This is a genomic window from Bacillus cereus group sp. BfR-BA-01522 (assembly GCF_022662635.1).
Classification (GTDB): domain Bacteria; phylum Bacillota; class Bacilli; order Bacillales; family Bacillaceae_G; genus Bacillus_A; species Bacillus_A cytotoxicus.
In genome coordinates this window covers 325311-352097 of the sequence record NZ_JAKUDY010000003.1, presented here as the reverse complement: position 1 = coordinate 352097, position 26787 = coordinate 325311, and the positions used below count along the sequence as shown (strand labels likewise).

Genomic DNA, 26787 nt, shown 5'->3' with positions numbered 1-26787 from the left:
GATGAAGGCATCTGAATGGATCGATATTTCACAGCCATTAAATAATGAGATTGCAACTTGGCCAGGAGATACACCTTTCTCATATGAAGTGTCTTGCACGAAAGAGCAAAGTGGGTCCGTTAATATTGGAAAGGTAACGATGAGCATTCATACAGGGACACATATTGATGCACCGTTTCATTTTGATAACGATGGAAAGAAAGTCATAGATTTAGATATTCATGTGTATGTGGGACCAGCGCGTATTATCGATGTTTCAAGTATGGATTCTATTGGAGTAAAAGAATTACAACAGTTCAATTTAGAAGGTGTGGAGCGGTTATTACTGCGCACTTCTTCACATGGGAACGCACAAAAGTTTCCAGACACAATCCCATTTTTATGTGCGGAGATTGCACCATTCCTTTCAAAAAAAGGAGTCCGATTAATTGGAGTAGATGTACCTTCTGTAGATCCACTTGATGATAAAGAACTAGCAGCGCATCATCAATTATTTCAGCACGGTATTCATATTTTAGAAAATGTCGTATTAGATCATGTACAAGACGGAGATTATGAGCTGATTGCTTTACCACTTGCCTTAACAGAAGCAGATGGTAGCCCAGTTCGTGCTATAATTCGACCATTATAACAGGGGATGCATGATGCATAGAAAGGGTGTTACATAACGATGACAGAAAATGAAAAAGTAATTATGGAAAAGGGGATTTATACAGATTTCAAGGAGAATATGACATATGGAGAGTACTTGCAGTTAGATCGCTTATTAGATAGTCAAAAAAGATTATCTAATCATCATGATGAAATGCTGTTTATTATTATTCATCAAGCAAGTGAACTTTGGATGAAACTGATTTTACATGAATTAAATGCAGCGATTGAATCTATTCAAAATGAAAAGATGGCACCTGCATTTAAAATGTTGGCAAGGGTGTCGAAAATTCAATCACAAATCATTCAATCGTGGGATATTCTTGCCACATTAACGCCGTCTGAATATATTGAATTTCGCGATTCACTCGGTCAAGCATCAGGTTTTCAATCGTATCAATACCGAATGATTGAATATGCACTTGGCTATAAAACACCGCACGCATTAAAAATTTATGAAAAAGATCCAGAACTACATGCTCGATTGCATACAGCGCTTCATTCACCAAGCCTTTATGATGTAGCAATTCAGGCGCTTGTAAAAGAAGGATTTCCAATCAATAAAGACGTACTAGGTCGCGATATTACGCAGCCTTACGAAGAGGATTCGACAGTTGAAGCGGCTTGGTTAGAAGTATATGCCGATGTGAAAAAATATTGGGATTTATATCAGCTTGCAGAAAAATTAATTGATATAGAAGATTGGTTACAACAGTGGCGATTCCGTCATATGAAAACGGTAGAACGTATCATTGGTCATAAAATGGGGACAGGTGGTTCGTCTGGTGTATCTTATTTAAAACGTGTGTTGGATCAGCGATTTTTCCCAGAGCTTTGGAATGTACGAACGAAATTATAAAAAAAATCAGCATCTCTTAGGAGAGGCTGATTTTTTTATGAAAATGTTAAGGTGAAGTTAGAAATATTTCTTTGCTTTGAGTAGAATAGTAAGAATAAAAATATATATGTGGAGGGACAGATGGTGGACTTTTGTAAACTGGAGGATGTATTTCGGCATAAGAAAGTACATGCATTTCTTATATATCAAAAAGGTGAATACATAACAAAGTATTACAAGGAAAAAGAAAATGAAAATCATGTATATAAAATAAATTCTATTACAAAAAGTATTTTGTCTCTCTTAATTGGTATAGCAATTGATAAAGGATATATAGAGGGTATACATATTCCGATAAGACAGTGGGTTGAACATGTCCCAAAAGATAAGCAACAATTAACGCTTTATCATGTATTAACTATGACAACTGGAGAGGAGTGGAAAGAATTTGGGGATGGCGTTGTATTTCCAAATGATTTTGTTGAATCGGACCATTGGATTACATACGTTTTACAACGCCCACTCGTAGAAGCGCCAGGGACAAAAATGAACTATAATTCAGGATCCTCTCATTTGTTAAGTTATATTTTACAAATCGCAACGGGAATGACAACAGCGGAGTTTGCAAAACGATATGTATTCGATCCTTTAGAGATTACTGAGTATGAATGGCAACAAGATCCACAAGGAATTTATATTGGTGGATTTGGCATGAAAATGAAAAGCGAAGACTTATTGAAATTAGGAATTTTATGTTTAAAAGAAGGGATTTGGAATGGGAAACAGATTGTATCATCAAGCTGGATAAAAGAATCAACGATTCCGCGTTATCAAACATATGAGCATGTGGGAGCGTATGGATATCATTGGTGGATTGTAGATTACAAAAGATTTCACATACCGTACTGTATATATTTTGCAATGGGATACGGAGGACAATATATATTTGTTGTTCCCAAATTAGAACTTGTTGCTGTTATAAGCAGTAAGATGCCAAAGCGTGGATTAGTTCCGTTAAAACAGTTTGTTGCTCATTTGCAAGAAAATCTATATGTATAGAAGAGCGATGGCTAGAGTACAACTCCCGCTACTTAAAATTTTATTTACGATGTTGCTCATATACGATACAGTAGAACTAGAGGGAGATGAAATATGAAAAGAAAGAAATTAATGGGTAGCATGATGTGTAGTGTATTCCTATTCGCAGCATGTGATATATCAAATGATGAAATTGAAACAAAAGCACAAGATTACGCGAAAGCAGAATACGGAATTTCCGTTAAATTAAATCGAGTTGAAACACACGGGAACGGAAAGGATTTTTTTGGTCCAGATCTTCGTACCGCTTATGTGCAGCAAGTTGATGAACCGCACGTGCAATTTCAACTCGATTTTGAGGGGGATTTTTCTCCTAAAGTAAAGAATGATAACTATAAGGTAAAGAAACAAGCAAATGATGTGCAGGAGAAATTCCATACATATTATGAAGAAACAGGCGATCATACACGATTTACGTTTCTTCAAATTCAGACGGGAGATACTGTTTTTGATAAAAAAACTGAGAAAGAAATCAAAAAGAAAAATCAGAAGATGTATGTTACCGGAGTGTTTCAAAGTAATAGCTTTTTAGACCTAAACAATTCTGAGCATATGGAAAAATTAGCGGAAGTTGCAAGAAGAGTTCAATCATTTAATAAAACTATTGAAAATAATAAGATTGTTATAGAGGATATTACCATTTTGCTTCCAAATGCTAAACAACATTTACTCCAAAATATTCCTGTAGACTACATATTAACTGCAGAATATGCGAAACAGACGTTAGAAAAGAGACATGAGTATAGGAAAGCTTTGCAGCTGACAAAGTAAAAAAGGAAACCTCGTAAGGTTTCCTTTTTTAAATGCATATACATTATTTGTTAATGAAGATTCGTTTTACCTACTCGTTTTTTGAAAGGTGATCCTCAAAAGTTTCTCTGTTTTCGTCTCAAATTCTATATGAACAAAAACACCATATTCTTTTCCATTCTCACGCAACCAAAGTTTAAACTTTTCGACGGTCACATGAACAGTCTGTGGCTTTCTACCGATATGAAGATAATCAACAATCTTTGCTTTCGGATATTTTTCTTTCGTTTTTTCTACTGCTAGTTTTCCCCATTTTGCATAGGACGGCTGTGCATGAACGATAGATAATCCATCGTATGTATGAAAAGATGTCAATAAAAGTACAATACTTAAAATGAAATATGTGCAAAGTCGTTTCATAAATAAACTCCTTTTTATTTTTTTTCTATTGTTTGCATAGAACAAAAAACATATAACTGTAGATTTTTTTGTATTCTTTACATAAAAGCGCTCCGTTTACAAAACATAACTATGAATTCATTACTGTCTTTAAGGAGGGAAATATATGCGTAAAATCAGTATTTTAAAAATACTCCTTTTACTTGTATTGATTGGTATATCCATCATCGTAAGTAGTGAACAAACAAAAAATGTACAGGCCTTTTCTAATCAAGTCATTCAAAGAGGCGCATCTGGGGAAGATGTCATCGAATTGCAATCACGCCTGAAATATAACGGATATTATACAGGAAAAGTCGATGGTGTATTTGGGTGGGGTACATATTGGGCACTGCGAAACTTTCAGCAAAAATTTGGGTTAAAGGTTGATGGGCTAGCGGGGCCAAAAACAAAACAAATGCTTATAAAAGCAACCAAATATGAGAAATCGACTGGTGGCGGCGGACAAAGTAGTAAGCCGGCGCAAAACAAAGGAACCAATGTTCCAAATGGTTATTCTCAAAATGATATTCAATTAATGGCCAATGCGGTCTATGGTGAAGCAAGAGGAGAGCCGTATATCGGACAAGTTGCAGTTGCAGCGGTAATTTTGAACCGTGTAACGAGTCCATCGTTTCCTAACACAGTTTCGGGTGTTATTTTTGAACCGCGTGCCTTTACAGCAGTCGCAGACGGACAAATTTATTTAACGCCGAATGAAACGGCGAAAAAAGCAGTATTAGATGCGATAAATGGCTGGGATCCAACTGGAAATGCTCTTTATTATTTCAATCCAGATACTGCAACGAGTAAGTGGATTTGGAGTCGTCCACAAATCAAAAAAATTGGTAAACATATTTTCTGTAAATAGAGCGGAGGTGGAAAGATGTTACGAGGTATTATCATTGTACTATTAACAATTGGTGTCGTGGGGACAGGATATTGGGGCTATAAAGAGCATCAAGAGAAGAATGCGGTATTGATTCGAGCAGAGAACAGTTATCAGCGAGCATTCCATGATTTAGCATACGAGGTCGATTTATTACACGATAAAATTGGAACAACTCTAGCGATGAATTCACGCTCTTCTTTATCGCCAGCACTGGCGGATGTATGGCGTCTTACATCTGAAGCACGATCAGATGTTGGACAGCTTCCTTTAACCTTATTACCCTTTAATAAAACAGAAGAATTTCTGGCGAATATTGGTGACTTTAGTTACCGCACGGCTGTTCGTGATTTAGAAAAAGAGCCACTCAATGACCAAGAATATAAAACGTTACAAAGTTTATATGCCAATGCAAAGAATATTCAAGATGAACTTCGCAAAGTACAGCATCTTGTATTGAAAAATAATTTACGCTGGATGGATGTAGAGCTTGCGCTTGCATCAAATAAAGATCCAGCCGATAACACAATTATCGATGGGCTGAAGACAGTTGAAAAGAATGTAACATCATATGCTTCAACAAATTTTGGACCTACTTTTACGAGTTTGCAGAAAAAAGAAAAAGGTGGGTTTCAAGCTGAAGGAAAACCAATTTCAAAAGATGAAGCAGTAAAAATCGCAAAACGATTTTTAAACTTAAAAGGAAATGAAAAAGTGGAAGTTGAGAAAAGTGGAAAAGGCGCAAAAGAATCTTTTTATAGCGTGAAAATTAAAGATCCAAAAACAAATAATGAGTTTTATATGGATATTACCGGAAAAGGTGGATATCCAATTTGGGTCATGAATAACCGTGAGATTAAAGAGCAAAAGATTAGTTTAAATGAAGCAGGAAATAAAGGGTTAGCGTTTTTGAAAAATCATAAGTTTGCAAATATAGAACTGTATGATAGTTCACAATATGATAATGTTGGCGTATTTACGTACGTAGTAAATGAAAATGGGGTGCGGATTTATCCTGAATCTATTCAAATGAAAATTGCATTAGATGATGGATCAATTGTTGGTTTTTCAGCAAAAGAATATTTAGCATCTCATCAAAAACGAACCATTCCAACCGCAACATTATCAGCTACTGAGGCAAGAAAAAAAATCAATCCAGATGTGAAGGTCATGGAAGAACGTAAAGCGGTTGTTGTAAATGATTTGCATAAAGAAGTACTTTGTTACGAATTTGTAGGGACATTAGGGAAAGATACGTATCAAATCTTTATTAATGCAAATGATGGAACAGAAGAAAGAGTGAAAAAGATGCAAGCTGTGGAACACATGTATGATTAAACATCAAGAATAAAAAGTGGTGAACAGAATGAAAAAGTGTATATATATGCTGATGATTTGTTTCGCTATCGCTGGCTGTAGCGTAGGGACAAAAGATAATGCCAGAGAAAAGCCAGAGAAAAGAAATGTATCTATGCGTAATGTGACCTATACTGATAATAATAAACCAAATGAAAAAGTGGCGGATCATCTTGCTTCTTTAGCGGCAAGTATACCAGGCGTGCGAGATGCAACGGCTGTTGTTATCGGTAAATATGCTGTTGTTGGTATTGATGTTAAGGCAAAGTTGGATCGTTCTCGCGTTGAATCCATTAAATATTCTGTCGCGGAAAGCTTAAAGCATGACCCAAAAGGTGCAAATGCGGTTGTTGTCGCAGATGTTGATACGTATGAACGACTGAAACAAATGGGAAATCAAATTAGACATGGTAAAGCGGGAGAAGGAATTCTTGATGAACTTGCCGCCATTGTCGGCCGTGTCATGCCGCAAGTGCCAAATGATATGATTGAAAATAAAGAAACAGATCCAATAAAAGATAATGATAAGCAGTTGCCGAAAAACGAAGAAAATGAGTTAAAAAAGGAACAGAAAGATCAATCGAATCATCACTTGCAAAGATAAGAAAAATCCCGCGTGTGGAAAGCGCGGGATTTTTCTTATCAAATAAATAGTGAAAATTCAGTTTGTTACTAAAGGGATATATGGTTTAATAAAAATAAGGAGAGAAAAAGGAGAGGTTTATAAAATAGAAAGAATGGGGAAATGAAAATGAGCATACATACAGAAAACATTAAACTTGTTCCTTACAAAGAGGAATATAAAGAAAAAATCGCAACATTCACTTTACCTAGCGAACAAGTTCAGTTTACAGCGAATCCAAGTGACTTACTTGAAAAAGCAAAAGAAGACATTACAAAACATGTCGTTGTGATTGTAGATCAAGATGTTCCAGTCGGTATTTTTGCACTTCAAACGGGAGAAAGAGTTACGGAATATACAAATAACCCCAATGCGTTATTATTAGTTTCTTTTTCAGTTGATTATGAAAAGCAAGGAAAAGGCTATGCGAAAAGAGGATTGCGTTTACTACAAGAATATGTCACAGCGTACTTTCCAGAAATAAATGAAGTTGTTTTAGCTGTAAACGAACGAAATATTCCAGCACAAAAAGTATATTTAAAAGTTGGTTTTGAAGATAGAGGACAAAGAAAAATGGGACCAATTGGAAGGCAACTTATTTTATACTTATCAATAAAAAAACAGGAATGAATTGCGTAAAAAATGATCTTTTTAGGAAATCCATTTAAAACTGTTAGTTAAGATATTTCATGAAAGGGTGTGCCAAATATGTCTATGAGTATTATTGCCTTAGTATCCATACTATTATGGGGGGCAGTGACACATGAACTAAGTAAACCTTCAAAAAAGCAAAATAACAGAAAGATTATAACTTTAACATCTTTAGGGTGTTTATCAACACTCGTTATCATTATTTCACTGATTCAAAATCTTTCATTTTAAAAAAGAAAAATATATCGAAGGTTTTTATCTCATATATTTGTTGGTATGCAATTAGGTGTAGTATTGGAAAAAATATGTTAATTTAAGCGATTTTATTGTTATGTATTTCGGGGAAAATGAAATCACTATTTAAAATACCGTTCTAATGATTTAGCAAAGCATAAACCAGATGATTACCATCATCATTTTGCAAGTGAAGCTATCATCTTATTTGAAGTATTATCAATTTAGTGTTGCCAGGAATCATTGCCTTCCATTTATTTGGCGATCAATTAAAAAATGCTGATATGGCTTATCCGATGTTAGTAATTAAGATTTTGCCTATCGCATTATCAGGCTTTTTTGCCGCTGTATTGTTCGGTGCTATTTTAAGTTCATTTAACGGTGCATTAAATAGTTCGATCACTTTATTCACACTGGATTTTTATAAACCCATTTTCAAGAAAGAAGCAAGCGAAAAAGAGTTGGTGAAAGTAGGACGTATTTTTGCGATTACACTCGGTCTCATTGCGGTTATCGTATCACCATTTATTTTATATGCCCCTTCTGGATTATATAACTACTTACAAGAAATGTTTGGTTTTTACAATGTACCAATTATCGCCGCTGTTGTCGTAGGATTTTTTAGTAAAAAAGTACCTGCAAGTGCTCCGAAAATTGCTTTAGTCTTTCATATTATTTTGTATGCGCTCTCAAAAGTGTTTTTAGGATCTATTAATTTCTTATATATTCTTAGTGTACTATTCCCAGCATGTGTAATTGTGATGCTAGTGATTGGAAAATTAAAACCAAGAGAAACAGACTTTGAACTTTTCGATGCTAATAAAGTTGATTTAAAGCCATGGAAATATGCAAAGGTATTTTCAATCTTCCTTATTATATTCATGCTAGGTGCCTATGTATTATTCTCGTCTGTTGGGTTAGCCGCACAGTAATAATGTTTTTTATATCAATATACTATATAAGTTTGGATAATTGACAATTCTCTAAATTATGTTATGATAACTATCAAAACTATATAGTTCTCATCTATCCACTAGGGGTGCCGATATTGGCTGAGATTAAAGTTTATCTTTGAGACCCTTAGTACCTGATCTGGTTCGTACCAGCGTAGGGAAGTGGAAATGACAAAATATGATATTTATATATCTAGGCCACTTTCTTTACCTACTAAGGAAGTGGCTTTTATTTTGTACATTTCTATTTTTTCGTTAGATGTTAGCTGAGTGTAGCATATATGAGGAGGGATATAAATGTCATTTTCACAGTTATTACGTCAAGAAGTTGCTCCGATTTGGCAAGCGAGTTTTGAGCATCCATTTATTAAAGAACTAGGTGAGGGAACACTAGATTTAGCTAGCTTTCGTTACTACGTTTTACAAGATTCCTACTATTTGAGTCACTTCGCTAGAGTACAAACATTAGGGGCAGCGAAGGCGATCGAATTGAAAACGACAGCTCGCATGGCACATCATGCACAAAATACATATAAAGCAGAATTGTCATTGCATGAAAATTTTGCGGAAAAATTAGGAATCACTGAAGAAGAAAAGGCATCCTTTATTCCAGCACCGACAGCTTATGCATATACATCCCATATGTATCGCGCTGCTTATGAAGGGCATTTAGGTGATATTATTGCAGCCATTTTACCGTGTTATTGGCTATATTATGAAATTGGCGAGCGTCTTAAAGAGTGTAAGCCAGAAGAACCGATTTACCAAGCATGGATTTCAGCATATGGTTCGGATTGGTTCCGCACATTAGTAGAAGAACAAATTATGCGATTAGATCAAATTGCGGAAACAGTAACAGAGTCGGATCGTAAACGTATGAAACAGCATTTTATCATTAGTAGTCAATATGAATATTCGTTCTGGGAGATGGCTTATACGTTAGAGAAATGGCCTGTTGAAGAAAAAATAGCAACCCGGTAGATATTCATTTTATTTCTTCATTTTTCATAATATATTATGAAAAAATTATATAATTAAAAGAGAAATAGGAAAGATAAAGAGGAGGTAGAACCCTCCTCCTTTTTTTACTGTTTTTTAACAAAAAATGGATTTTAATGATGGTATAATAAAAGTAAAAAGGGGGGGGAATCTGGATTTTGTTTCAAAGTTTAACAGTCTATTGATTTTGGATTTTATGTAAAATAACGAAAAAAGAGAGGAAGTATTCACTTTATGGAAACGATACAGTTGTTAGCCTTTAAAGATGTAATAGATCCACTTTTTGAGCAAACAGTATTTTATGTGCAGTGGCCAAAACATTGGTCAAGTTTGTTATTAGAGCACAATAGACCATACGAATTAATAAAAAAATTAAAACTTTTAAATAAAAGATTGTATATTATGTTTTCGGATATTTTATTCATTGAGCACGACCCATATAAGTTAGCAGAAGATAGCCTATGGATTATATGTTTAAAACCTCTTAGCTCTGAACAGTTAGAATATATTTGTCGTCAATGGTATGCGTATATTCATAACTGGAAACCGACCGAAATGCCTGGAGAAGTTTTATTAGAATGGCAACCTAGTGCGATTTCAAAGTTGTCGTTACTACATGATAAAAAAACATTTTATATATGGGTACCAGCATTAATTTCACATTTGTTTTGTGAACGCGCGCTGCATCTATCTATAGGAAATAAGCAATATGAAGAAGTTCCTTTTTACCCGCTTCGAGAGCAAAATAGATGTGAAGCGATGTCTGAGCCTATTCAGGATAAAAAGACAAAGGAATATTTTTCTTATATATATCGGTTTGAGCTTATCACCCGTGGAATTGAAAATATGTTTCTACTTAAAGTTTCTATTGGTAAAAGGCGTTTTTATCAAACAGCAAATCAATATGCCAATTATATGATTATGAAAAAAAGAAAAGGAACTGTACTAGTCTCTAACTGCCATAATGAAAAGGATAAGTTTGTTACACTCAAAATAGAAGACGCGCGATTTGGAGTGAATTGGTCCAAAGCTTATCGGGAATTACAGAATGTTTTTATGCTTAAGAAACAGTTAGATTTAGTTAAGATTATGCAAAGTCCAAAAAAATATATAAAAGGGAAAAGGATACGAGCACTTGTTATATATGATGAAAATATCTTTAAGGTTCCCGGTACGAAAATAAAACGTGGGATCAGTAGAAGAGAGAAGGAAGTACTCTTACAAGCATTTCATCAGCGATTTCCTCATTGTACATATATTCCACTATGTAAAAATGTAACTATAAATCAAAATGATGAGTTATTTCCGCTTTATATAAGAGAAGAAATGAAAGAGATCACACTAGAACTATGGTCTTTTCAAAGACTTACAGAAATAGAAAGAATATTATTTGAAGAAGGACTAATTTTAGAGAAGAGGGCAAACCATTCTTATATATTAAATTCTAAACCGCAAATTATACTAAACATCGTAACGTATAATCCCAAAATTATTAAACAGCACCCATATCGAATGGATTATTGTCATAAGTATAAAGAAGATCGTATCCAAAGTGTGATCCGAGCAATATCTTCTATACCAATTCAATCATTTCAAACATCGTTGTCTTTAATAGAAGTCGAAAAGTGTGATGGTCGTGAAAAAATCGATCCGAAACAAGTGATTCGAGAAGCATTTGCAAGGACAAATCGCATTTCACAATTTATCGAACGATTAGACGGAGAGGAGATAAAGAAGGAACATATAGTAAGAGCCATTTTTAGTTTATTAGAAAAGATAGGATTTCGTAAACGAAGCTGGGAGAGTATACATCCATCACATACATATGTTAGTTTATCAATAGAAGAAATCTATAACAATCAATTTGTACCTATTCTATCCAAAATAAACGAGGGAGAAATTGTATATAAATTATATGGGAGTCATGAGTGGCGAGACTTTACATCTATCCTCTTAAACGTAAGTGCACACGAAACGTTCTTACCGCAACCGTCAAAGCGAAATGATATAGGAGTTCAATTTAAAAAATATATAACGGAAGAATTAACAGCAATCGCAGAAGAAGCTAAAAAGGAAAATAAGCAAGTGTATTTTCTTATAGACGCAAGTATGAGAGAGTACTGGATTGAAAGTTTGCAAAATGAACACATGGACTTACATGATCTACCTTATATCAGTGAGGAATTCCAATTGCTTTCTAATGTAACAGCCATTCGTATTAACAATCAGTATGATGTTCCGAACTATATAGTGCCGTTAGAAAAGGAGTGCGATGAAACAGAGTTATATGTGGACCAAAGCGGACTGTATTATAGTGTAAATATCTATCCTCTAAACGATACGGGATGGAAGGAACAGCGCATATTAGAAATTGTAGTAATCGGAGCGAAGCAAGAGGAACGAGATCAGATTGCTAAAATAATCACTTATATGTGCAAAATGAGCATCATACCTGAGGAGCGTCCGTTTATACCATTTCCGATGCAAATGGTAAAACTAATAAAAAAGTATATAACAGATATTGACTTATGGCAATCAAGTGATGAATTGGATACAGATTGGCTGATAGAGAATGAATAAGGATAGGTGGTGAGAAATTATGAAGAAATGAAAGACGATTGTAATCTGTACATGGATCATAGCGATTCTTTTACTGAGTTTTACATGGCTTGAATTGGTGTTATTACAAATAGTAGGGCTACAATATGAATCGAATCAGGCTCTCATTATGTTCTTTATCGTGTATATATTCACTGATCTTCCACTTTCACTCATTGTGGACAATATACCAAAAGCTTTGAAATCTCTTGATTTGATTCAAACAAGCAAAGGATGGATTCCGTTTCTATTCGATGCAGGAAAAACATATATTCTCATTATGACAATTGATTATTTTATGGAGTCTATTACGATTTCGTGGCAAGGTGTTTTTCTATTTGCTATCATAAGGGGATCTATTGGATTAAAAATAAAGAAGGATGATCCAGAACCCCCTTCGTATTCAGAAGTAACAAAATCATTAAAAAATAGCGAATAATACTTCTAAACATATGACAAATCCCATTTGTCTCAAAAACAAGGATTTGTCATTTCTTCATAAAAGTGTAGGGAGCGATTGTCAATTCTAATTTTGTTTTTTGTATTTACTTTTCATGCAAGCAGGATTAAGATGTCTTTTAGGAATAATAGTTATGAAAACATGAAACATGCTTTTATATGGCATGGTCTGATAAAATAAGAACATTTCCTTTGCAAAATAGAAAGGAAAGAAGTTTTGAAAGGGGTGGAACATTGTGAAGAAGCTTGATGTATTGTTAATGCTGCTTAGCGGTTTGTTCCCGGTTGCGGGGATTATGAAACAAATCCCGCTACCATTATCACTCATTCTAGGTGGATTATTGTTTTTTACGAGTTTTGGTAGTTATTATACAAAACAAACGAGTTCTCGTGTTTGTAGTTGGCTAGCTTATACTATATTTATCACATTCTTAATGGGAATTTGGGATCAATACGTAACAATGAGCTCGTTACTAGCAAACGCGAAAATTGCTGCATGTATCGCTTTACTTCCAGCCATTCTTTGCTTCCGTACATATGGAATTACGTTTGGATTACTTGCGCTATGGGGAGCATTATTATGGGATGTAAAAGAAGTACAATCACTAGCTGTTTTAGGACGCATGATGAATTTACTCACAACAGAAAAAATGTATTTACTATTACTCATAGCGGGCTTTTTAGTAGGTGGTTTATTCGCAAATGGATTTCGTCGTAAAAATGATAAGTTTAAACAAGAAACACCAAATGTATTAAAACAAAAAAAGAAACGAATGAGACCTACATTTCACATTCGCATTCCACGTTTACCGAAACTGAGAATGAAAATGTTAACATTCGGAAGAACACCTACTCAATCAAAAGACAAGCGTCCATATGAATCAATGCGTGAAGAAAATATCCACGCAATACAACAAGAACCGCAACATGAACAACAAGAACCGACAACACTAGGTCAAACAAGAATGGAACGAAGACGGAATCGGTATCATGTTTGATTGAACTCACAATTCCCTCTCAATTATAAGAGAGTGGATTGTGTTTTTTTATTTGAATAAATACTATTATTACTTTAGTCAGGACTAAAAAATCTGTTATACTTTTCATAAAAAAAGAAGTGATACTCTATATTTTGAGTGGAACGGTTTCATGAAAGGAATTAACATGCAATTAATCCAATGTACAAAAAAACTAGCAGATATGATGGAATTAAAAACAGAGAAAGTAGATCAAAGGGAAAGTAACAACTTACATAGTTGGCACGCGAATTTATTTACAATCAATCGTAAGAAATGTGTAATCGTGATGAATAATGTGACGCGGTACCATTTCATCATTTATGGAGTAACGAAAAAGGATTTACGAAATTTTGAGGCGTTATTTCAAAAGAACTTAGTAACAAACTTGTTATCAGATGGAGTCGAACCAGAAGTAATTGAACATTATGTAAAGAGTAGCTCACCGATGCAATATGCAGCAACAAATAATCGCAGTATTCTTTCGCAAATGAATGATGCGGTCTTTATGGTGAACCATTACTTCTACGCTGAATTAGTAGAGAAACAGAAGCCTTTTATTAATATTGAAAAGCTCAATCAAAATTTAAATAAAACTGTAATGTTGAAAATACCGAAGTATCCTGCTGATATGATGAGAGATGCCCTTAATCAACATTTGATTATGTCAAAGAACGAATAGAGGAGAAAAGGCATGAGAGATCAGTTACGGAAAAATATTGATAACATGTCAGAAGAAGAAGTGAAATCACTGTTACGCCTTGTTTTACTGCAACTTGAGCTTGTAGCGGAACATCGGGATGAAGAAATGATTCATATGGTAGCAGAAATATCAAAACAATTAATAGAATCACAAAAGCCTACATTACACATAAAAGACAGCGAACATGTACATATTGCATTTGGTGATTCGTCGGCAGGTTGCTTAAAGCACACGTTAAAAAAGGAAGGGTTTCATCAAGATTATGTCATTTCATTATCGGATATTTTTTCAGTCGGGCCAATTTTTCACTTAGATGATCGAAAAGGACAAGTTGCTAGGCAAGAATGGTTATCTAGCAATTTAAGCACAGGTGATTTCTATTTTGAGGAAGAGTATTTACCGCGCTTTCTTTCTTCATTAGAAGAGATGCGCTCTATTTCAAAAGATACATCAGTTACAATTTGGAAAGCAGATAATGCTCATGAACATGTAGGGCTTTGCTTTGCACTTGCTATGTTAAAAGATAAGAAAAATATTAGAATAATTAACGCTTCAGAAGCGCAGAAAGAGTTATTGAATAAAGAGTATGATATATGTGGAACTGGTGAACTAGCCCCAGAAGATATAGCGGTCATTCTTGAACAATATAAAGAAAAGGAATGTTTAAAAGAAGAAGCTCGAGCAGATTTAACAAAGGAATGGAACGCTTTATCTACTAATACAGCACTCTTACGCATTTGGAAAGATGGTATAGTTCATTCTGTAGTAGAAGATTATTTTGATGAATATATAGTTCGGTGTGCAAAAGAAATAGGAGCAGACAAAGGTTTTTCTAAAGCAGCTCACGTAATTGGAGAAGTGCTTGGCCGTGTAAAACAGTTAGTCGGGGATGTTTTTCTTGAATATCGCTTACAAACATTAATAAAACAAAATATTTTTCAAGCCAAAGGTTCCTTAAAAGCAATGCGCTATTATAGTGTGAAATTAAATAGATAAAAGGATGAGAGCTTTATTTTTGAAGGATATGTTTTCAAAAGTAAGGCTTTTTTTAGTTTTAAAAAATGAATTTGGGCGGTATATAAGCTACCTTTAGGTAACCTATGGCATATGAATGTTGAAAGAAACATAGATAAAGGAGGTAACATTTCATATGTATAACTACCCGAATTATCCAGGTATAGGTTATGATCAAACTATGTATTCGCAGTACCAAGGCTATGGTGAAGAGGCTATGGAACCGAGAGAGAGTGATTATGAAGAGTACCGACCTGATGATGCGGAAGATGCGCCGACGTCACCACCTCCGTCACAAGCACCTTCCGTACCTTCGACATTCGCATCACCTGTACAAAGCAGTAATATTAGATCATGGGTGTGTAATTGTTTAGGAAGGTGGGGATACTTACGATTGCATCGTCCTGGCCCTTTTGGAAGAGATTTATGGTTTTTCCCAACTGAAGTAAGAAGAGGTGGGGTATCCGGTTATACGTGGCAAGCTGGACGTCGCCGGAAAGTAAGCTATCGATACCAACAAATTAGTAATTTTATGTGTTTTGCTTAGAAAAAATCAAAGAGGAGAATATTCTTCTCTTTGATTTTTATTTTTCAAGTTTCAAAGTAATATATTGACAAAAAAACATAATTTTCATTCTTTTGATGGGTTATAATTCATATGTTGGAGTGATTTTTATAAAACATGAGAGTGAGGGAGTGCGATGTCTGTAAAAAACAAAGTTGGCCGAAATATTAAGGATGGAATTAAGTTAGCTTCTCCTGAATTTAAAGAATATGCGTATGAAATCTATAAGGAATCACGTAAATTACAACCGATTTTGTTCGTATATAAAGGGGAGTTAGGCACAGAGTGGCTTATTACAAGATATGAAGATGCATTGTCTTTATTAAAAGATTCGCGGTTAAAGAAAAATCCAGAAAATATTTTTTCTCAAGAAAAATTAAAATCATTATTTTCGATTGAAAATAGTGATTATTTAACAAAACATATGTTAAATGCAGATCCGCCTGATCATAACCGTTTGCGAGCACTTGTTCAAAAAGCGTTTACTCCTAAAATGATTTCGCAATTACATAATCGCATTCAACATATTGCGGACACTTTATTAGATCATGTTGAACAGAAGCGTTCCTTTCATTTTATTCGTGATTTTTCATTCCCATTACCAATCATAGTCATTAGTGAAATACTCGGCATTCCAAAAGAAGATCAAGCAAAATTCCGCATATGGTCTCATGCGGTTATCGATTCACCTGAAATACCAGAAGAAAAAATAGAGAATGAAGAAAAACTTTCTGAGTTTATTACGTATTTACAATACTTAGTTGATTTAAAACGAAAAGAGCCAAAAGAAGACTTAATTAGCAGATTAATACAAGCTGAAAGTGAAGGCGGTCAATTGAGTGCGGCAGAGCTTTATTCCATGATTATGCTGCTTATTGTAGCTGGGCATGAAACAACGGTAAATTTAATGACGAATACAGTGTTAGCATTATTAGAGAATCCAGAGCAACTGCAGTTATTAAAGGAAAGACCAGAACTTATTGATTCAGCAATTGAAGAAGGCTTACGTTACTATTCTCCAGTTGAGGTTACAACAGCACGCTGGGCAGCTGAACCTTTTCACATACATGACAAAGTGATTCAAAAGGGGGATATGGTGACGATTTCTTTAGCCTCTGCAAATCGGGATGAAACCGTTTTTGTAAATCCAGATGTATTTAATATTACAAGGGAAAATAATCGCCATATTGCTTTTGGGCATGGAGGGCATTTTTGTTTAGGAGCACCATTGGCTAGATTAGAAGCAAAAATCGCAATTGCTACATTGTTAAAACGGATGCCTCGATTACGAATAAAAGGAAAGAGAGAAGACATAAAATGGGAAGGTAATTATTTAATGCGTTCTTTAAAGGAATTACCATTAACTTTCTAGAATATAGGTATGTGAGACACGCATACATCATATTTCACTTACATAGAGTATGTATGTGTAAATCAAAATTAAAACGGAAGGGTGAAGACATCCCAATGATCAACTAATTCTATTTGTTAGGAAATCTTCGTTAAAAAACGAAATCTTCTTCTGAATAGGATTAGTATGTACATTTTTGTATAAAAGGGATGTGATTCGCACTGCGAATGTACGGTCTTTTTCATATGATTTGTACTGCCTCTTATTCAGAACGAAAATAGGGGGCTTTTTTATGTCAGTAAGTGCAGAAACAAATCTAAAAGTTGGCATGTCGCAAGTATTAAAAAATCGATTTGTGCAAGGAATTCTTATCTCGGCACTATGTTTACAAATCGGGATATGGGTTCGGAATTTTGCGGTATTACTATATGTCATGGAAATGACAAAAGGAAATGCGTTTGCAATTTCTATGATTTCAGTTGCGGAGTTTGCACCTATTTTTATTTTTTCATTTATTGGAGGAACATTTGCAGATCGGTGGAAACCACGAAAAACGATGATTTGGTGCGAAGCTTTAAGCTCTTTATCTGTATTTGCAGTCCTTCTCACACTCATGTTTGGCACATGGAAAGTCGTTTTCTTCGTTACTTTAATCTCAGCGATTCTTTCGCAATTTTCTCAGCCTTCTGGTATGAAATTATTCAAGCAACATTTATCAGCAGAAGAGATACAATTAGCCATGTCGTTATATCAAACGACTTTTGCGATATTTATGATACTCGGACCTATACTTGGCACTTTTGTTTTTCAAAGCTTTGGTATTTATATTTCAATTGTCGTAACAGGAGTTGCTTTTTTACTTGCGGCTATTGTTTTATTGTTTTTGCCAAAAGATGTGGAGATGCATGCGGAAAAGAAGCAAGTGAGTTTACTGCAAGAAATGGCAGATGGTATTAAGTATGTGTTAGGTAAGAAAGCATTAACGTTACTGGGTATTTGTTTTATGGCTGCAGGATTAGGGATTGGTCTTATTCAACCATTAGGAATCTTTATCGTGACAGAGCAACTTGGTTTATCTAAGGAAAGTTTACAATGGTTATTGACGGTAAACGGAGCCGGTATGATCATTGGAGGTGCCTTAGCAATGATATTTGCCAAAAACGTTGCGCCGCAAAAGATGTTAATGATCGGGTTGCTTGCACAAGCAATCGGCATCGGGGTAATTGGATTCTCTACAAACTTATGGATTACACTTACGGCACAGTTGTTTAGTGGTCTCGCTCTTCCTTGTATTCAAATTGGCATTAATACACTTATCATTCAAAACTCTGATACAGACTTTATTGGACGTGTAAATGGAATCTTAAGTCCACTATTTACAGGATCAATGGTATTAACGATGAGTATAGCGGGTTCGTTAAAAGAAATGTTTTCACTTAGTATGCTTTATGAAGGAACAGCGGTATTATTTATCGTTGGGTTATTTGTGATTTTACCAATTTATCATTTAAAACCTGCCGTAAGGGCTGAAAATCAACCAGCGAAAGAAGGAAGTGCTATCCAACAAGAATCATAATTCTAACAAAAAGTAGAAGTATCAGACCTCATAAATTTGTTAATGATAAAAGCATAAGGAGGTGTGATACTGATGGCACAAGATGTTTTATGCGAAGTAAACAACTGTAAATATTGGGGCAACGGTAACAAATGTAATGCCGATGCAATTTATGTAGTAAGTCATAAAGGAAAGCAAGCCTCGAAAACAGAAGAAACGGATTGTAAAACTTTCACACCAGAAGCTTAATTTTTTTTCGGGTAACCATATGGCGGTTACCCTTTTCTTAATTATATTATTGATAATAAATTTCATTTTCATTCATTGTTTCTTATTTTTCTTTTCGTTCATACTACTTTTTTATTCATGAAATCATCTTCCATGAGTGCTAAAATAAAAATCCCAAAAACAAGGTCAGGAGAAACTCTCTTTGTTTTTTATGTTTCTCAATTGTAAATAAATGGTTTCTCTCGTACGATGAAAGTATAGCTAAATCAAATCGTGTAAAGGAGGATATTAATGTTAACGTGTCGAAAAAGCGAGCTCTTTCAACAGTTTATTCATAATGTAACAGCCAGCATTGAAAATAGTAAAAATGAAGAAACGATAGTTTGTACAATTGAGAAACTTTTAGAAAAACTTTTAGAGACAAAAGCATGGCTCCCGTTAGAAAAACAGAAAGCAAATAGGAATCAATATGCGCGTCATTTATTATATAAAGATCCATTAGATCGTTTTGAAGTGCTTGCGCTTGTATGGAGAGACGGACAAGCAACACCATTACATGATCATGATGGTACTTGGGGAGTAGAAGGAGTTTTTTCTGGACGAATTAAGGTGAAAAATTTTTTAAAAATTAAGCAATTAGAAGAATCAATTTTTCAATTGAAATATTTAGGTCATTTATATTTAGGGGAAGGGAAAACGGATAAAATCATTCCTCCAGCTGATTGTCATATCCTTGAAATCGAGCCGAATGAACAAGTTATTACCATCCATATTTATGGAAAGAAACTGGAGAAATTTAAAGTATTTATACCAACTGAAAGAAAAGATATATATAGGTGTAAGATGAAGTATATTCAATATAGCTCATAACAGTTGTAAGGAATTTAACCCAAAAATGAAAGCGCTATCTTTTTTTTAGGAGGGGAGATGGCGTTTTTATTTTGAATTGATATTGAAATATTTCTTGACCTGAAACGCTTTTCATAAATTATAACTGAGAGGTAGTTACTGCGTTAGATATGGAAACGATATCTCCCTATCTTTTCGCTGATTCCTAGAAAGTGGTGAAGAAATAATGAAACTTATTGCGATTGATTTAGATGGAACGCTTCTTTCGAAAAATAAAATGATTAGTAAAGAAAATGCAGAAGCGATTCGAAAATGTCAAGAAGAAGGGCATGTTGTAGCTATTTGTACCGGACGTTCTAGCGTTGACATTGAACGACTGTTACAAGAAGTAAACTTACAATGCCCAATTATCGCAGAAAATGGTGCAGTTATTTATAAAGATAAAACAATGTTGAAAAGATACGCTATACAAAATGAACACGCACTTGACATTGTAGAATATTTGGAGGAGAAAGGTATGTATTATCAATTATATACGGATAAAGGTGTATACGTACCAAAGTATGGTGAAGAAAATATACGTAAAGAAATGGAAGTGATTCGGAATCTAGATATAAACATTAGTGAAGAAGAGGTGGAAAACATTGCAGCACTTTACCTTGAACATACAGCGTTTCATAGTATAGAGAGTTGTAAGTCGATTATAAATAAAGAATTATATGTGCATAAATTTTTACCTTTCTCTTATGATCAACAGAAATTAAAAAGGTTAAAAGAAAAGTTCCAGCATAACAGCGAGTTAATTATTTCTGCTTCTTATTGGCATAATTTAGAGATTAATCACTGTGATGCTCAAAAGGGAAATGGATTATATACTTTAGCGGAATATTTTAATATTCCATTTGAAAACACAGTAGCCATTGGTGATGGACTAAATGATGTTTCCATGATGCAAAAAGCCAACGTATCCATTGCAATGGGGAATGCTGTTAATGAGTTAAAAGCAATGTGTCACTATGAAACATTAACAAATGAAGAGCACGGTGTTGCACATGCTTTATACCATTATGTAATAGCATAAAAGGATCATAATTGGAACAAAAAAGAATCCGAATTCGGATTCTTTTTTGTTTTTTATTAGGGGTAAGGTATTCTATGAGACTTATAGAATCCTTATGACAAATATTATATAGAATATTTTGGAATTGATGTATATATTTTGGGGATTATTTGTGGAAATTTTGTGAATTTTGCATTCACTTCATTAGTAGTTTGGATATTCTTATTAAAAAATAAAAATTTATTTGAATAATTACACTTCTGCTCTATACCTAAACGGCTATTATCCGTATAATGAAGAAGCATGCGTTAAAAATTGGTATTAAATTTACATATAGAGGTGAAAAAGGAATGAGTGCTCGGCTAATGGAACTCATTGATGTGAACACAATAAAAATAATGGCGGAACAGTTTTATAAATTAACAAATATGGCACACCAACTTCTTGATGCTGAAAGAGAATGTATTTTTTCATTCGGTATAGATCAAGAAATAGATTATAGATTGACTACGATTGAAATTCCCATTTTTTTAGACGAGCAATATTTAGGGGCTTTTATTGCTTGTCCTATAAAAAAGGATATGGTTTATTGTCAAAAATATTTCGAAACACTTTCCAGTCTTATTGTAAATCATGCGAGAACTCAACTTCAAAACCAAAATCAAAATTTACAATTGCTTGCAAAGGAGAAAGAGCAATTATATACCGTTTTACAAAATATGCCTGTTATGGTTGATGCTCTTGACCTTGATGGTGAATTTATTTTATGGAATCGTGAATGCGAGAGTGTAACGGGTTACACAGCAGAAGAAATGATCGGGAATCCAAAAGCTCTTGAATTATTATATCCAGATGCAAACTATCGTCGACAAATCCAAGAAAAGTTTGCCGTTTACGGAAGAGATTTTCGAGATTGGGAAATGAACTTAACTTGTAAAAATGGCGAGCAGAAAACCATTATGTGGTCTAATATATCCAATCGCTTTCCGGTTTCTGGATTTAGTTACTGGGCTGTTGGGGTCGATATTACCCATTTAAAAAAGATCGAAGCCCAGTTAAAAGAACAGACATCCGAATTGGAGCTCATTTTTCAAGCGCTACCAGATTTATGCTTTTTAACAGAAGCTGATGGAACGATTATAGATTATAAAGCCGGTTCACCTACGAAATTTTATGTACCAGCAGAAGATTTTATGGGGAAAAAGTTTTATGAAGTTTTGCCATCTCCTGTGGCACAACAGTTCCAAGAAGCTATCGATCAGGTGCAGAAAACAGAATCGATGGTTATTGTAGAGTATTCCCTTTCTTTGAAAGGAAGCATAAGCTTTTTTGAAGCTAGATGTTTTCTACTATTGAAAGATAGAATTATGATTATTGTTCGTGATATTACTGAAAGAAAAAAAACAGAAGAGTTATTAAATAAATCAGATACGCTTGCAGCAATTGGACAATTAGCTGCAGGAGTAGCACATGAGGTGCGAAATCCATTAACGGTAATTAAGGGATTTATTCAGCTCTTTCAAATAAATAAAGAAGATCAAGGGAAATACTTTGACCTTATGCTTTCAGAGATTGAACGAATTGAGTCTATTCTTCACGAATTTTTATCAATCGCTAAAACAGATATAATTCCTACAGAAAAGAAAAATCTTTATTCTATCATGAAAAATGTTGTTTCACTAATTAATACAAAAGCAATTATGACAAATATTCAAATTGAAATTATATCGGAATCAAAAGAATTAGTAATTGAGTGCTGTGAAAATCAATTAAAACAAGTATTTATTAACATTTTACAGAATTCAATCGAGGCGATGCCAGATGGTGGTAAAATCTTTATTCATATGAAAACGAATAGAATAAATGAAGTGATAATTGATTTAGTAGACGAGGGAATTGGTATACCGGAAGAACGTATTAAAAGGTTAGGAGAACCATTCTATAGTACAAAAGAAAAAGGCACTGGAATTGGTTTAATGTTAAGCTATAAAATTATTGAACAACATCAAGGAAGAATTAGTATTATGAGTAAAGTTGGCGTTGGAACATCTGTTACGATTTATTTACCAATGTTCCAACAAGAGAAATCTCTTTCTGACAATGAACGTCCCGTTACTATAGCGAATTCATAATTAACAAATGCAACAATATCAAGTTATTTTTAAAAATATATAATCACTCTAACCGTTTATGATTTTTAAGAATGGATTAGGGTGATTTTTTATTTGCTTGTCATAAAGTTCCCGAAAGCACATTGTCATGCATATGAGAGGACGATGTGATTTTTTATCATCAATGTTCCGAATTTTAGAACATGTTTTTATACAAGAAATGATATTAATTATTATTCTCTTTCTTGCTAGAATACATAATAAAGTTAGGGGGTGTTTTACATAAAAGTTATTTTTTTCTATTTATTAAAAATGATAAACAAAATAGGAGGTTTATATATTTGGAGAATCATATTTTTTTCTTTGACTAGGAAACATATCAGCACAAAATAAATAGTTGGTATATTATATCTATTTATTTTTATGTAAAGTACTAAAGTTATTTTTATAAAGGAGATGTCTATAATGAAAATACCTTGTTTTGTAATGCGTGGAGGAACATCAAAAGGATTATTTTTTTTAGATAAACACTTACCTTCAAATAAGCGATTGAGGAATGAGGTAATTTTAAAAGTGTTAGGAGCTGGAAATGCTCGCGGCGTTGATGGAATGGGGTCACTAGATCCTTTATCCAATAAAATTGCTATTATTCGTAAATCAACTGATCCAGGAATCGATATTGACTATTTATTCTTGCAGGCAGATTTAAAGAAAATGGTATTAGATGATAGTGTAAACTGCGGTAATATTATTTCAGCTGTGGCACCCTATGCAATTGAAAGTGGTGTAATAAAGGCCGAATCTGGTGAAATGACAGTTACCATTAGAAATGTAAATACAAATGCTATCGTGGAGTCGAAGATTCTTACTGAAAATGGAAATGTACTGTATAGTGGAGATGTGAAAATTGATGGTGTTCCAGGAACTGGCGCCCCAATTCGACTGAACTTTATGAATTCAGTTGGATCTGTTACAGGAAAGCTTTTTCCTACAGGATCCAAGATGGATGTGATTGAAGGCATCAATGTGTCTTGTATAGATGTTTCAGTCCCTTTAATTATTATTCAAGCGACTGAACTTGGTATTGAGGGAGATGAAAGCCCTGAATTACTGAATTCTAATACAATGTTTTTAAATAAAATTGATATGATTCGAAAAAAAGTAGCTGCACTTGCGAATTTAGGGAATGTGTCTAATAAAGTAATTCCTAAAATAGCAATTGTCTCAAGACCTAGAAAGTCCGGTACGATAACATCACGATATTTTATTCCACATCAATGTCATAGTACACATGCTGTAACAGGATCGCTGGCGCTTTCTGCGGCAATAAAGATTAATGGAACAACTGCTAATCATATTGTAAAGAAGAGTGGTTCATATAAAGTGGAAGAATCGAATCCAATAATTATTGAACATCCAGCAGGTCAAATTCAAACAGAGTCAATTGTAGTGGAATCAAATGGAAAGTATTCTATTAAACAATCTAGTATTACTCGTACTGCGCGGTTAATTTTTAAAGGAGAATTGGTATTATCATAAATGATAATCATTCCAAAACAAAAGTTTCACATAAAAATGTAGCGTTGGAAAGAAACAAACAAGCGGAAGGCTGATTTGTGAAAAGAAGAAAGAGTATGAAAGTTCATTTTATGCATCTACTCTCATGCTTTAGACACTGTCTTTGGGGTATGCCTACAAGACCGAGAAATCAAAAAGAATATTTCTCGGTCTATCTATTTACTAGATTGGAGGTTCTTTATTAGTGGACAATATGAAGAAAGCATCATTTTATATGATTCTTTCAGGTTTCAGTTTTTCGCTGTCTGGTTTTTTCGCAGAACATGCTATTTTTTCTGGAGATTTCTTTTTAACTTTAACAGCAAGATTTTTTATTCCGTTTCTTTTCTTAATTCCTTTTATTGTGAATCGGATACAAAGAAAAGCGTTTTGGTTGAATAGTTATAAGCAATTACCGCGAGCGTTTTCCATTACTCTTTCTCAAGCGTTATTTTTTCTATGTGCAGCTAATAGTTCCCTGTTTATAGCTATGGTTTTATATAATACAGGACCTATTTTTATTTGTCTCTTTACACTCTTCTCCAAAACAAAACGTGCGACAAGAATGGAAATGATAGCCTCAATTTTCGGGTTTTTAGGAGTGTTTCTTATATTGAAAACAGGTGGGATTGATTTTAAATCTCTATTTTATTTAGGAATAGGTGTACTTTCTGGAATTTCGCTAGCTTTTTCGCAAATATTCTTACATAGAAGTGCACAAACTGATGATAACCTTTCTATCATGACTTACACTTATTTATATGGTAGTATTTTATCTGCATTTTTATCAATCTGTTTTACGAAGACGAATTATGAAGAAGTATTGATATCGAGCCCAATTGTACTATTATTTTTGATTTTAATGGCAGCAGGTAGTATCGGAAATCAATGGTTCAGAGGAATAGCATATAAATTAACACCACGAATATCAAAGTTATCTACACTTTTATATTTAAATATTTTGTTTTCTTTATTTTTAGACGTATTATTTAATGATAGCATTCCATCTTTTATTCAGTTTACAGGTGCACTATTTGTTATAGCAAGTGCTGTCGTACCTATTTTGATACGTTCTGATAAGAAACAAATGGAACAAAAACAAGTAGCAAATGGGTAAATCTTTAAGTACATGAAGAATAATATTTTTATTCTTCATGTACTTATTTTAAAAACAAAAATAATTCTTCCATATGAAATGAGATGAGAAGATAGTATATTGTGAATCATTGACATGTTCCATATACGCATGAAAGATGTTACCCCGCAAATTGCACAGCAGTTTCTGCATGTAGATAAGCTGTATCAAACACGGGAATAGGGAGATCTTTTTGCGAGAGCAGTAAAGGAATTTCTGTACATCCTAATAAAATACCTTCAGCTCCGTTTCCAATTAGTGTCGTTGCAATTTGTAACAATATTTCTTTTGATTGCGGTGAAAGGATCCCTTTACTTAACTCATTTAAAATAATATGATGGATCAAGTTTCGTTCATCTTTATGAGGAATCATTGTTTCAATCCCATAATTAGCTAACCTTGCTTTATAAAAATCTTTTTCCATTGTTTGCTTTGTTCCGAGAAGACCGATGCGCTTAATCTGCTGTTTCACAATTTTTTCTGCACTTACATCACCTATATGGAGGAGAGGGATAGATACAGCTTTTTCTACTTCATCTGCAAATTGATGAACAGTATTGGAACACATGAGTATACAGTCAGCGCCGGAGCTTTCCACTTTCTTCGCTACATCAATTAATTCATGTTTCACTTCCTCATATTGATGATTTTGCAATAATGTTGTGATTTCCCCAAAATCCATGCTGTATAAAACGAGTTTTGCATTTTGATTATATTGGGTAAGTGCAAGCGTATTGATATGTTTATAATATAAAGATGTTGACTCCCAACTTAACCCACCGATTAACCCAATTGTTTTCATAATCTATTCCCCCGTTACAGTAGTTTTAATTCATTATTCCATAATTCCGATAAGAATACAATGGTTTAAAAATTCTTTTCTAAATTATAATTGGTGAGCTAGGCCAGTGGCTTTAGTAGTATGAAATTTTTGATAAGACTTGTGCAAAAAACTTACAAAATTTAGTGTTAAAACGGAACCTACGGTTGTGATAGTCGGTCTAGTTTTTTTCTGCCTATTTAAAGGAAAAGAGGGGGGGTGCCATTAGCCTAATTTAGAAGAAAGTTTTCGTTTATTTCAATGAGACACGCTCAAAACATGGATAA

General features: G+C 33.9%; 25 protein-coding genes, 1 pseudogene and 1 riboswitch. Of the genes and pseudogenes, 24 read left to right on the top strand and 2 right to left on the bottom strand.

Annotated features, from left to right (window positions below; translation table 11 throughout):
- The first annotated feature begins 1 nt into the window (after position 1).
- The 4 genes from kynB to MR059_RS06820 all read left to right on the top strand — a co-directional run bounded on the left by kynB (position 2) and on the right by MR059_RS06820 (position 3358).
- Positions 2-631 (top strand): arylformamidase, encoded by a 630-nt coding sequence (gene kynB / locus MR059_RS06835; RefSeq protein WP_242161672.1) that lies wholly within the window; start codon positions 2-4, stop codon positions 629-631.
- 39 nt (positions 632-670) lie between these two features.
- Positions 671-1510, top strand: a complete 840-nt coding sequence (gene kynA, locus MR059_RS06830; RefSeq protein ID WP_012094382.1) for a tryptophan 2,3-dioxygenase — start codon at positions 671-673, stop codon at positions 1508-1510.
- Between the two features lie 123 nt (positions 1511-1633).
- Positions 1634-2548, top strand: coding sequence for a serine hydrolase domain-containing protein (locus MR059_RS06825; RefSeq protein ID WP_242161671.1), 915 nt, complete (start codon positions 1634-1636; stop codon positions 2546-2548).
- 93 nt (positions 2549-2641) lie between these two features.
- Positions 2642-3358, top strand: coding sequence for a hypothetical protein (locus tag MR059_RS06820; protein ID WP_012094380.1), 717 nt, complete (start codon positions 2642-2644; stop codon positions 3356-3358).
- A gap of 66 nt (positions 3359-3424) precedes the next feature.
- Here the strand turns inward: MR059_RS06820 and MR059_RS06815 are convergent, their stop codons facing one another.
- Positions 3425-3757 (bottom strand): DUF3889 domain-containing protein, encoded by a 333-nt coding sequence (locus MR059_RS06815; RefSeq protein ID WP_012094379.1) that lies wholly within the window; start codon positions 3755-3757, stop codon positions 3425-3427.
- A gap of 145 nt (positions 3758-3902) precedes the next feature.
- On the opposite strand from MR059_RS06815, the gene sleB reads away from it, so the two are divergent.
- From sleB to MR059_RS06715, 20 genes and pseudogenes are all read left to right on the top strand, one after another.
- On the top strand, positions 3903-4646 hold the full coding sequence (gene sleB, locus MR059_RS06810; RefSeq protein WP_012094378.1) for a spore cortex-lytic enzyme: 744 nt from the start codon (positions 3903-3905) through the stop codon (positions 4644-4646).
- A gap of 15 nt (positions 4647-4661) precedes the next feature.
- Positions 4662-6002 (top strand): germination protein YpeB, encoded by a 1341-nt coding sequence (gene ypeB, locus MR059_RS06805; RefSeq protein WP_012094377.1) that lies wholly within the window; start codon positions 4662-4664, stop codon positions 6000-6002.
- A 28-nt stretch (positions 6003-6030) separates the two neighbouring features.
- Positions 6031-6624: a YhcN/YlaJ family sporulation lipoprotein gene (locus MR059_RS06800; protein WP_012094376.1), complete on the top strand. Its 594-nt coding sequence runs from the start codon at positions 6031-6033 to the stop codon at positions 6622-6624.
- Between the two features lie 147 nt (positions 6625-6771).
- Positions 6772-7272 carry a GNAT family N-acetyltransferase gene (locus MR059_RS06795; protein ID WP_012094375.1) on the top strand — a complete coding sequence of 167 codons (501 nt, stop codon included), beginning with the start codon at positions 6772-6774 and terminating at the stop codon, positions 7270-7272.
- Positions 7273-7742: 470 nt separating this feature from the next.
- A pseudogene (locus tag MR059_RS06790) lies at positions 7743-8459 on the top strand (sodium:solute symporter family transporter); the annotation flags it as partial.
- Positions 8460-8552: 93 nt separating this feature from the next.
- A riboswitch (TPP riboswitch) is annotated at positions 8553-8658 on the top strand.
- 119 nt (positions 8659-8777) lie between these two features.
- Positions 8778-9461: a thiaminase II gene (gene tenA, locus MR059_RS06785; RefSeq protein WP_242161670.1), complete on the top strand. Its 684-nt coding sequence runs from the start codon at positions 8778-8780 to the stop codon at positions 9459-9461.
- A 252-nt stretch (positions 9462-9713) separates the two neighbouring features.
- A complete protein-coding gene (locus MR059_RS06780) occupies positions 9714-12059 on the top strand; it encodes a pPIWI_RE module domain-containing protein (protein ID WP_242161669.1) in 2346 nt (781 codons plus the stop codon).
- 37 nt (positions 12060-12096) lie between these two features.
- Positions 12097-12516 carry a YrvL family regulatory protein gene (locus tag MR059_RS06775; RefSeq protein WP_313932396.1) on the top strand — a complete coding sequence of 140 codons (420 nt, stop codon included), beginning with the start codon at positions 12097-12099 and terminating at the stop codon, positions 12514-12516.
- A gap of 256 nt (positions 12517-12772) precedes the next feature.
- On the top strand, positions 12773-13534 hold the full coding sequence (locus MR059_RS06770) for a DUF3959 family protein (protein ID WP_012094370.1): 762 nt from the start codon (positions 12773-12775) through the stop codon (positions 13532-13534).
- A 151-nt stretch (positions 13535-13685) separates the two neighbouring features.
- Positions 13686-14234, top strand: a complete 549-nt coding sequence (locus MR059_RS06765; protein ID WP_242161667.1) for a DUF6933 domain-containing protein — start codon at positions 13686-13688, stop codon at positions 14232-14234.
- 12 nt (positions 14235-14246) lie between these two features.
- Positions 14247-15251: a DUF1835 domain-containing protein gene (locus tag MR059_RS06760; RefSeq protein ID WP_242161666.1), complete on the top strand. Its 1005-nt coding sequence runs from the start codon at positions 14247-14249 to the stop codon at positions 15249-15251.
- Positions 15252-15405: 154 nt separating this feature from the next.
- Complete coding sequence (locus tag MR059_RS06755; protein ID WP_012094367.1) at positions 15406-15816, top strand: hypothetical protein; 411 nt, start codon at positions 15406-15408, stop codon at positions 15814-15816.
- Between the two features lie 154 nt (positions 15817-15970).
- Entirely contained in the window at positions 15971-17206 is a 1236-nt protein-coding gene (locus tag MR059_RS06750) for a cytochrome P450 family protein (protein ID WP_242161665.1), read from the top strand.
- A gap of 271 nt (positions 17207-17477) precedes the next feature.
- Positions 17478-18761 (top strand): MFS transporter, encoded by a 1284-nt coding sequence (locus tag MR059_RS06745; protein ID WP_242161664.1) that lies wholly within the window; start codon positions 17478-17480, stop codon positions 18759-18761.
- 72 nt (positions 18762-18833) lie between these two features.
- Complete coding sequence (locus tag MR059_RS06740; protein ID WP_012094364.1) at positions 18834-18989, top strand: DUF1540 domain-containing protein; 156 nt, start codon at positions 18834-18836, stop codon at positions 18987-18989.
- 270 nt (positions 18990-19259) lie between these two features.
- The gene (locus MR059_RS06735) at positions 19260-19838 is read left to right on the top strand and encodes a cysteine dioxygenase family protein (protein WP_012094363.1); all 579 of its coding nucleotides are present in this window, start codon (positions 19260-19262) and stop codon (positions 19836-19838) included.
- Positions 19839-20043: 205 nt separating this feature from the next.
- A complete protein-coding gene (locus MR059_RS06730) occupies positions 20044-20898 on the top strand; it encodes a Cof-type HAD-IIB family hydrolase (RefSeq protein ID WP_242161663.1) in 855 nt (284 codons plus the stop codon).
- A 329-nt stretch (positions 20899-21227) separates the two neighbouring features.
- Positions 21228-23009 carry a PAS domain-containing sensor histidine kinase gene (locus MR059_RS06725; RefSeq protein ID WP_242161662.1) on the top strand — a complete coding sequence of 594 codons (1782 nt, stop codon included), beginning with the start codon at positions 21228-21230 and terminating at the stop codon, positions 23007-23009.
- 444 nt (positions 23010-23453) lie between these two features.
- Positions 23454-24527, top strand: a complete 1074-nt coding sequence (locus MR059_RS06720) for a 2-methylaconitate cis-trans isomerase PrpF family protein (protein WP_087094962.1) — start codon at positions 23454-23456, stop codon at positions 24525-24527.
- Positions 24528-24759: 232 nt separating this feature from the next.
- Entirely contained in the window at positions 24760-25662 is a 903-nt protein-coding gene (locus MR059_RS06715) for a DMT family transporter (RefSeq protein ID WP_242161686.1), read from the top strand.
- Between the two features lie 139 nt (positions 25663-25801).
- On the opposite strand, the gene MR059_RS06710 is transcribed toward MR059_RS06715, so the two are convergent.
- Positions 25802-26482 carry an aspartate/glutamate racemase family protein gene (locus MR059_RS06710; protein WP_012094358.1) on the bottom strand — a complete coding sequence of 227 codons (681 nt, stop codon included), beginning with the start codon at positions 26480-26482 and terminating at the stop codon, positions 25802-25804.
- Between the last annotated feature and the right edge of the window lie 305 nt (positions 26483-26787).

Bases quoted from the DNA above. Each gene is read 5' to 3' on its own strand.
- kynB (WP_242161672.1), top strand. From the start codon at position 2: ATGAAGGCATCTGAATGGATCGATATTTCACAGCCATTAAATAATGAG.
- kynA (WP_012094382.1), top strand. From the start codon at position 671: ATGACAGAAAATGAAAAAGTAATTATGGAAAAGGGGATTTATACAGAT.
- MR059_RS06820 (WP_012094380.1), top strand. From the start codon at position 2,642: ATGAAAAGAAAGAAATTAATGGGTAGCATGATGTGTAGTGTATTCCTA.
- MR059_RS06815 (WP_012094379.1), bottom strand. From the start codon at position 3,757: ATGAAACGACTTTGCACATATTTCATTTTAAGTATTGTACTTTTATTG.
- sleB (WP_012094378.1), top strand. From the start codon at position 3,903: ATGCGTAAAATCAGTATTTTAAAAATACTCCTTTTACTTGTATTGATT.
- ypeB (WP_012094377.1), top strand. From the start codon at position 4,662: ATGTTACGAGGTATTATCATTGTACTATTAACAATTGGTGTCGTGGGG.
- MR059_RS06800 (WP_012094376.1), top strand. From the start codon at position 6,031: ATGAAAAAGTGTATATATATGCTGATGATTTGTTTCGCTATCGCTGGC.
- MR059_RS06795 (WP_012094375.1), top strand. From the start codon at position 6,772: ATGAGCATACATACAGAAAACATTAAACTTGTTCCTTACAAAGAGGAA.
- tenA (WP_242161670.1), top strand. From the start codon at position 8,778: ATGTCATTTTCACAGTTATTACGTCAAGAAGTTGCTCCGATTTGGCAA.
- MR059_RS06780 (WP_242161669.1), top strand. From the start codon at position 9,714: ATGGAAACGATACAGTTGTTAGCCTTTAAAGATGTAATAGATCCACTT.
- MR059_RS06765 (WP_242161667.1), top strand. From the start codon at position 13,686: ATGAAAGGAATTAACATGCAATTAATCCAATGTACAAAAAAACTAGCA.
- MR059_RS06760 (WP_242161666.1), top strand. From the start codon at position 14,247: ATGAGAGATCAGTTACGGAAAAATATTGATAACATGTCAGAAGAAGAA.
- MR059_RS06755 (WP_012094367.1), top strand. From the start codon at position 15,406: ATGTATAACTACCCGAATTATCCAGGTATAGGTTATGATCAAACTATG.
- MR059_RS06750 (WP_242161665.1), top strand. From the start codon at position 15,971: ATGTCTGTAAAAAACAAAGTTGGCCGAAATATTAAGGATGGAATTAAG.
- MR059_RS06745 (WP_242161664.1), top strand. From the start codon at position 17,478: ATGTCAGTAAGTGCAGAAACAAATCTAAAAGTTGGCATGTCGCAAGTA.
- MR059_RS06740 (WP_012094364.1), top strand. From the start codon at position 18,834: ATGGCACAAGATGTTTTATGCGAAGTAAACAACTGTAAATATTGGGGC.
- MR059_RS06735 (WP_012094363.1), top strand. From the start codon at position 19,260: ATGTTAACGTGTCGAAAAAGCGAGCTCTTTCAACAGTTTATTCATAAT.
- MR059_RS06730 (WP_242161663.1), top strand. From the start codon at position 20,044: ATGAAACTTATTGCGATTGATTTAGATGGAACGCTTCTTTCGAAAAAT.
- MR059_RS06725 (WP_242161662.1), top strand. From the start codon at position 21,228: ATGAGTGCTCGGCTAATGGAACTCATTGATGTGAACACAATAAAAATA.
- MR059_RS06720 (WP_087094962.1), top strand. From the start codon at position 23,454: ATGAAAATACCTTGTTTTGTAATGCGTGGAGGAACATCAAAAGGATTA.
- MR059_RS06715 (WP_242161686.1), top strand. From the start codon at position 24,760: ATGAAGAAAGCATCATTTTATATGATTCTTTCAGGTTTCAGTTTTTCG.
- MR059_RS06710 (WP_012094358.1), bottom strand. From the start codon at position 26,482: ATGAAAACAATTGGGTTAATCGGTGGGTTAAGTTGGGAGTCAACATCT.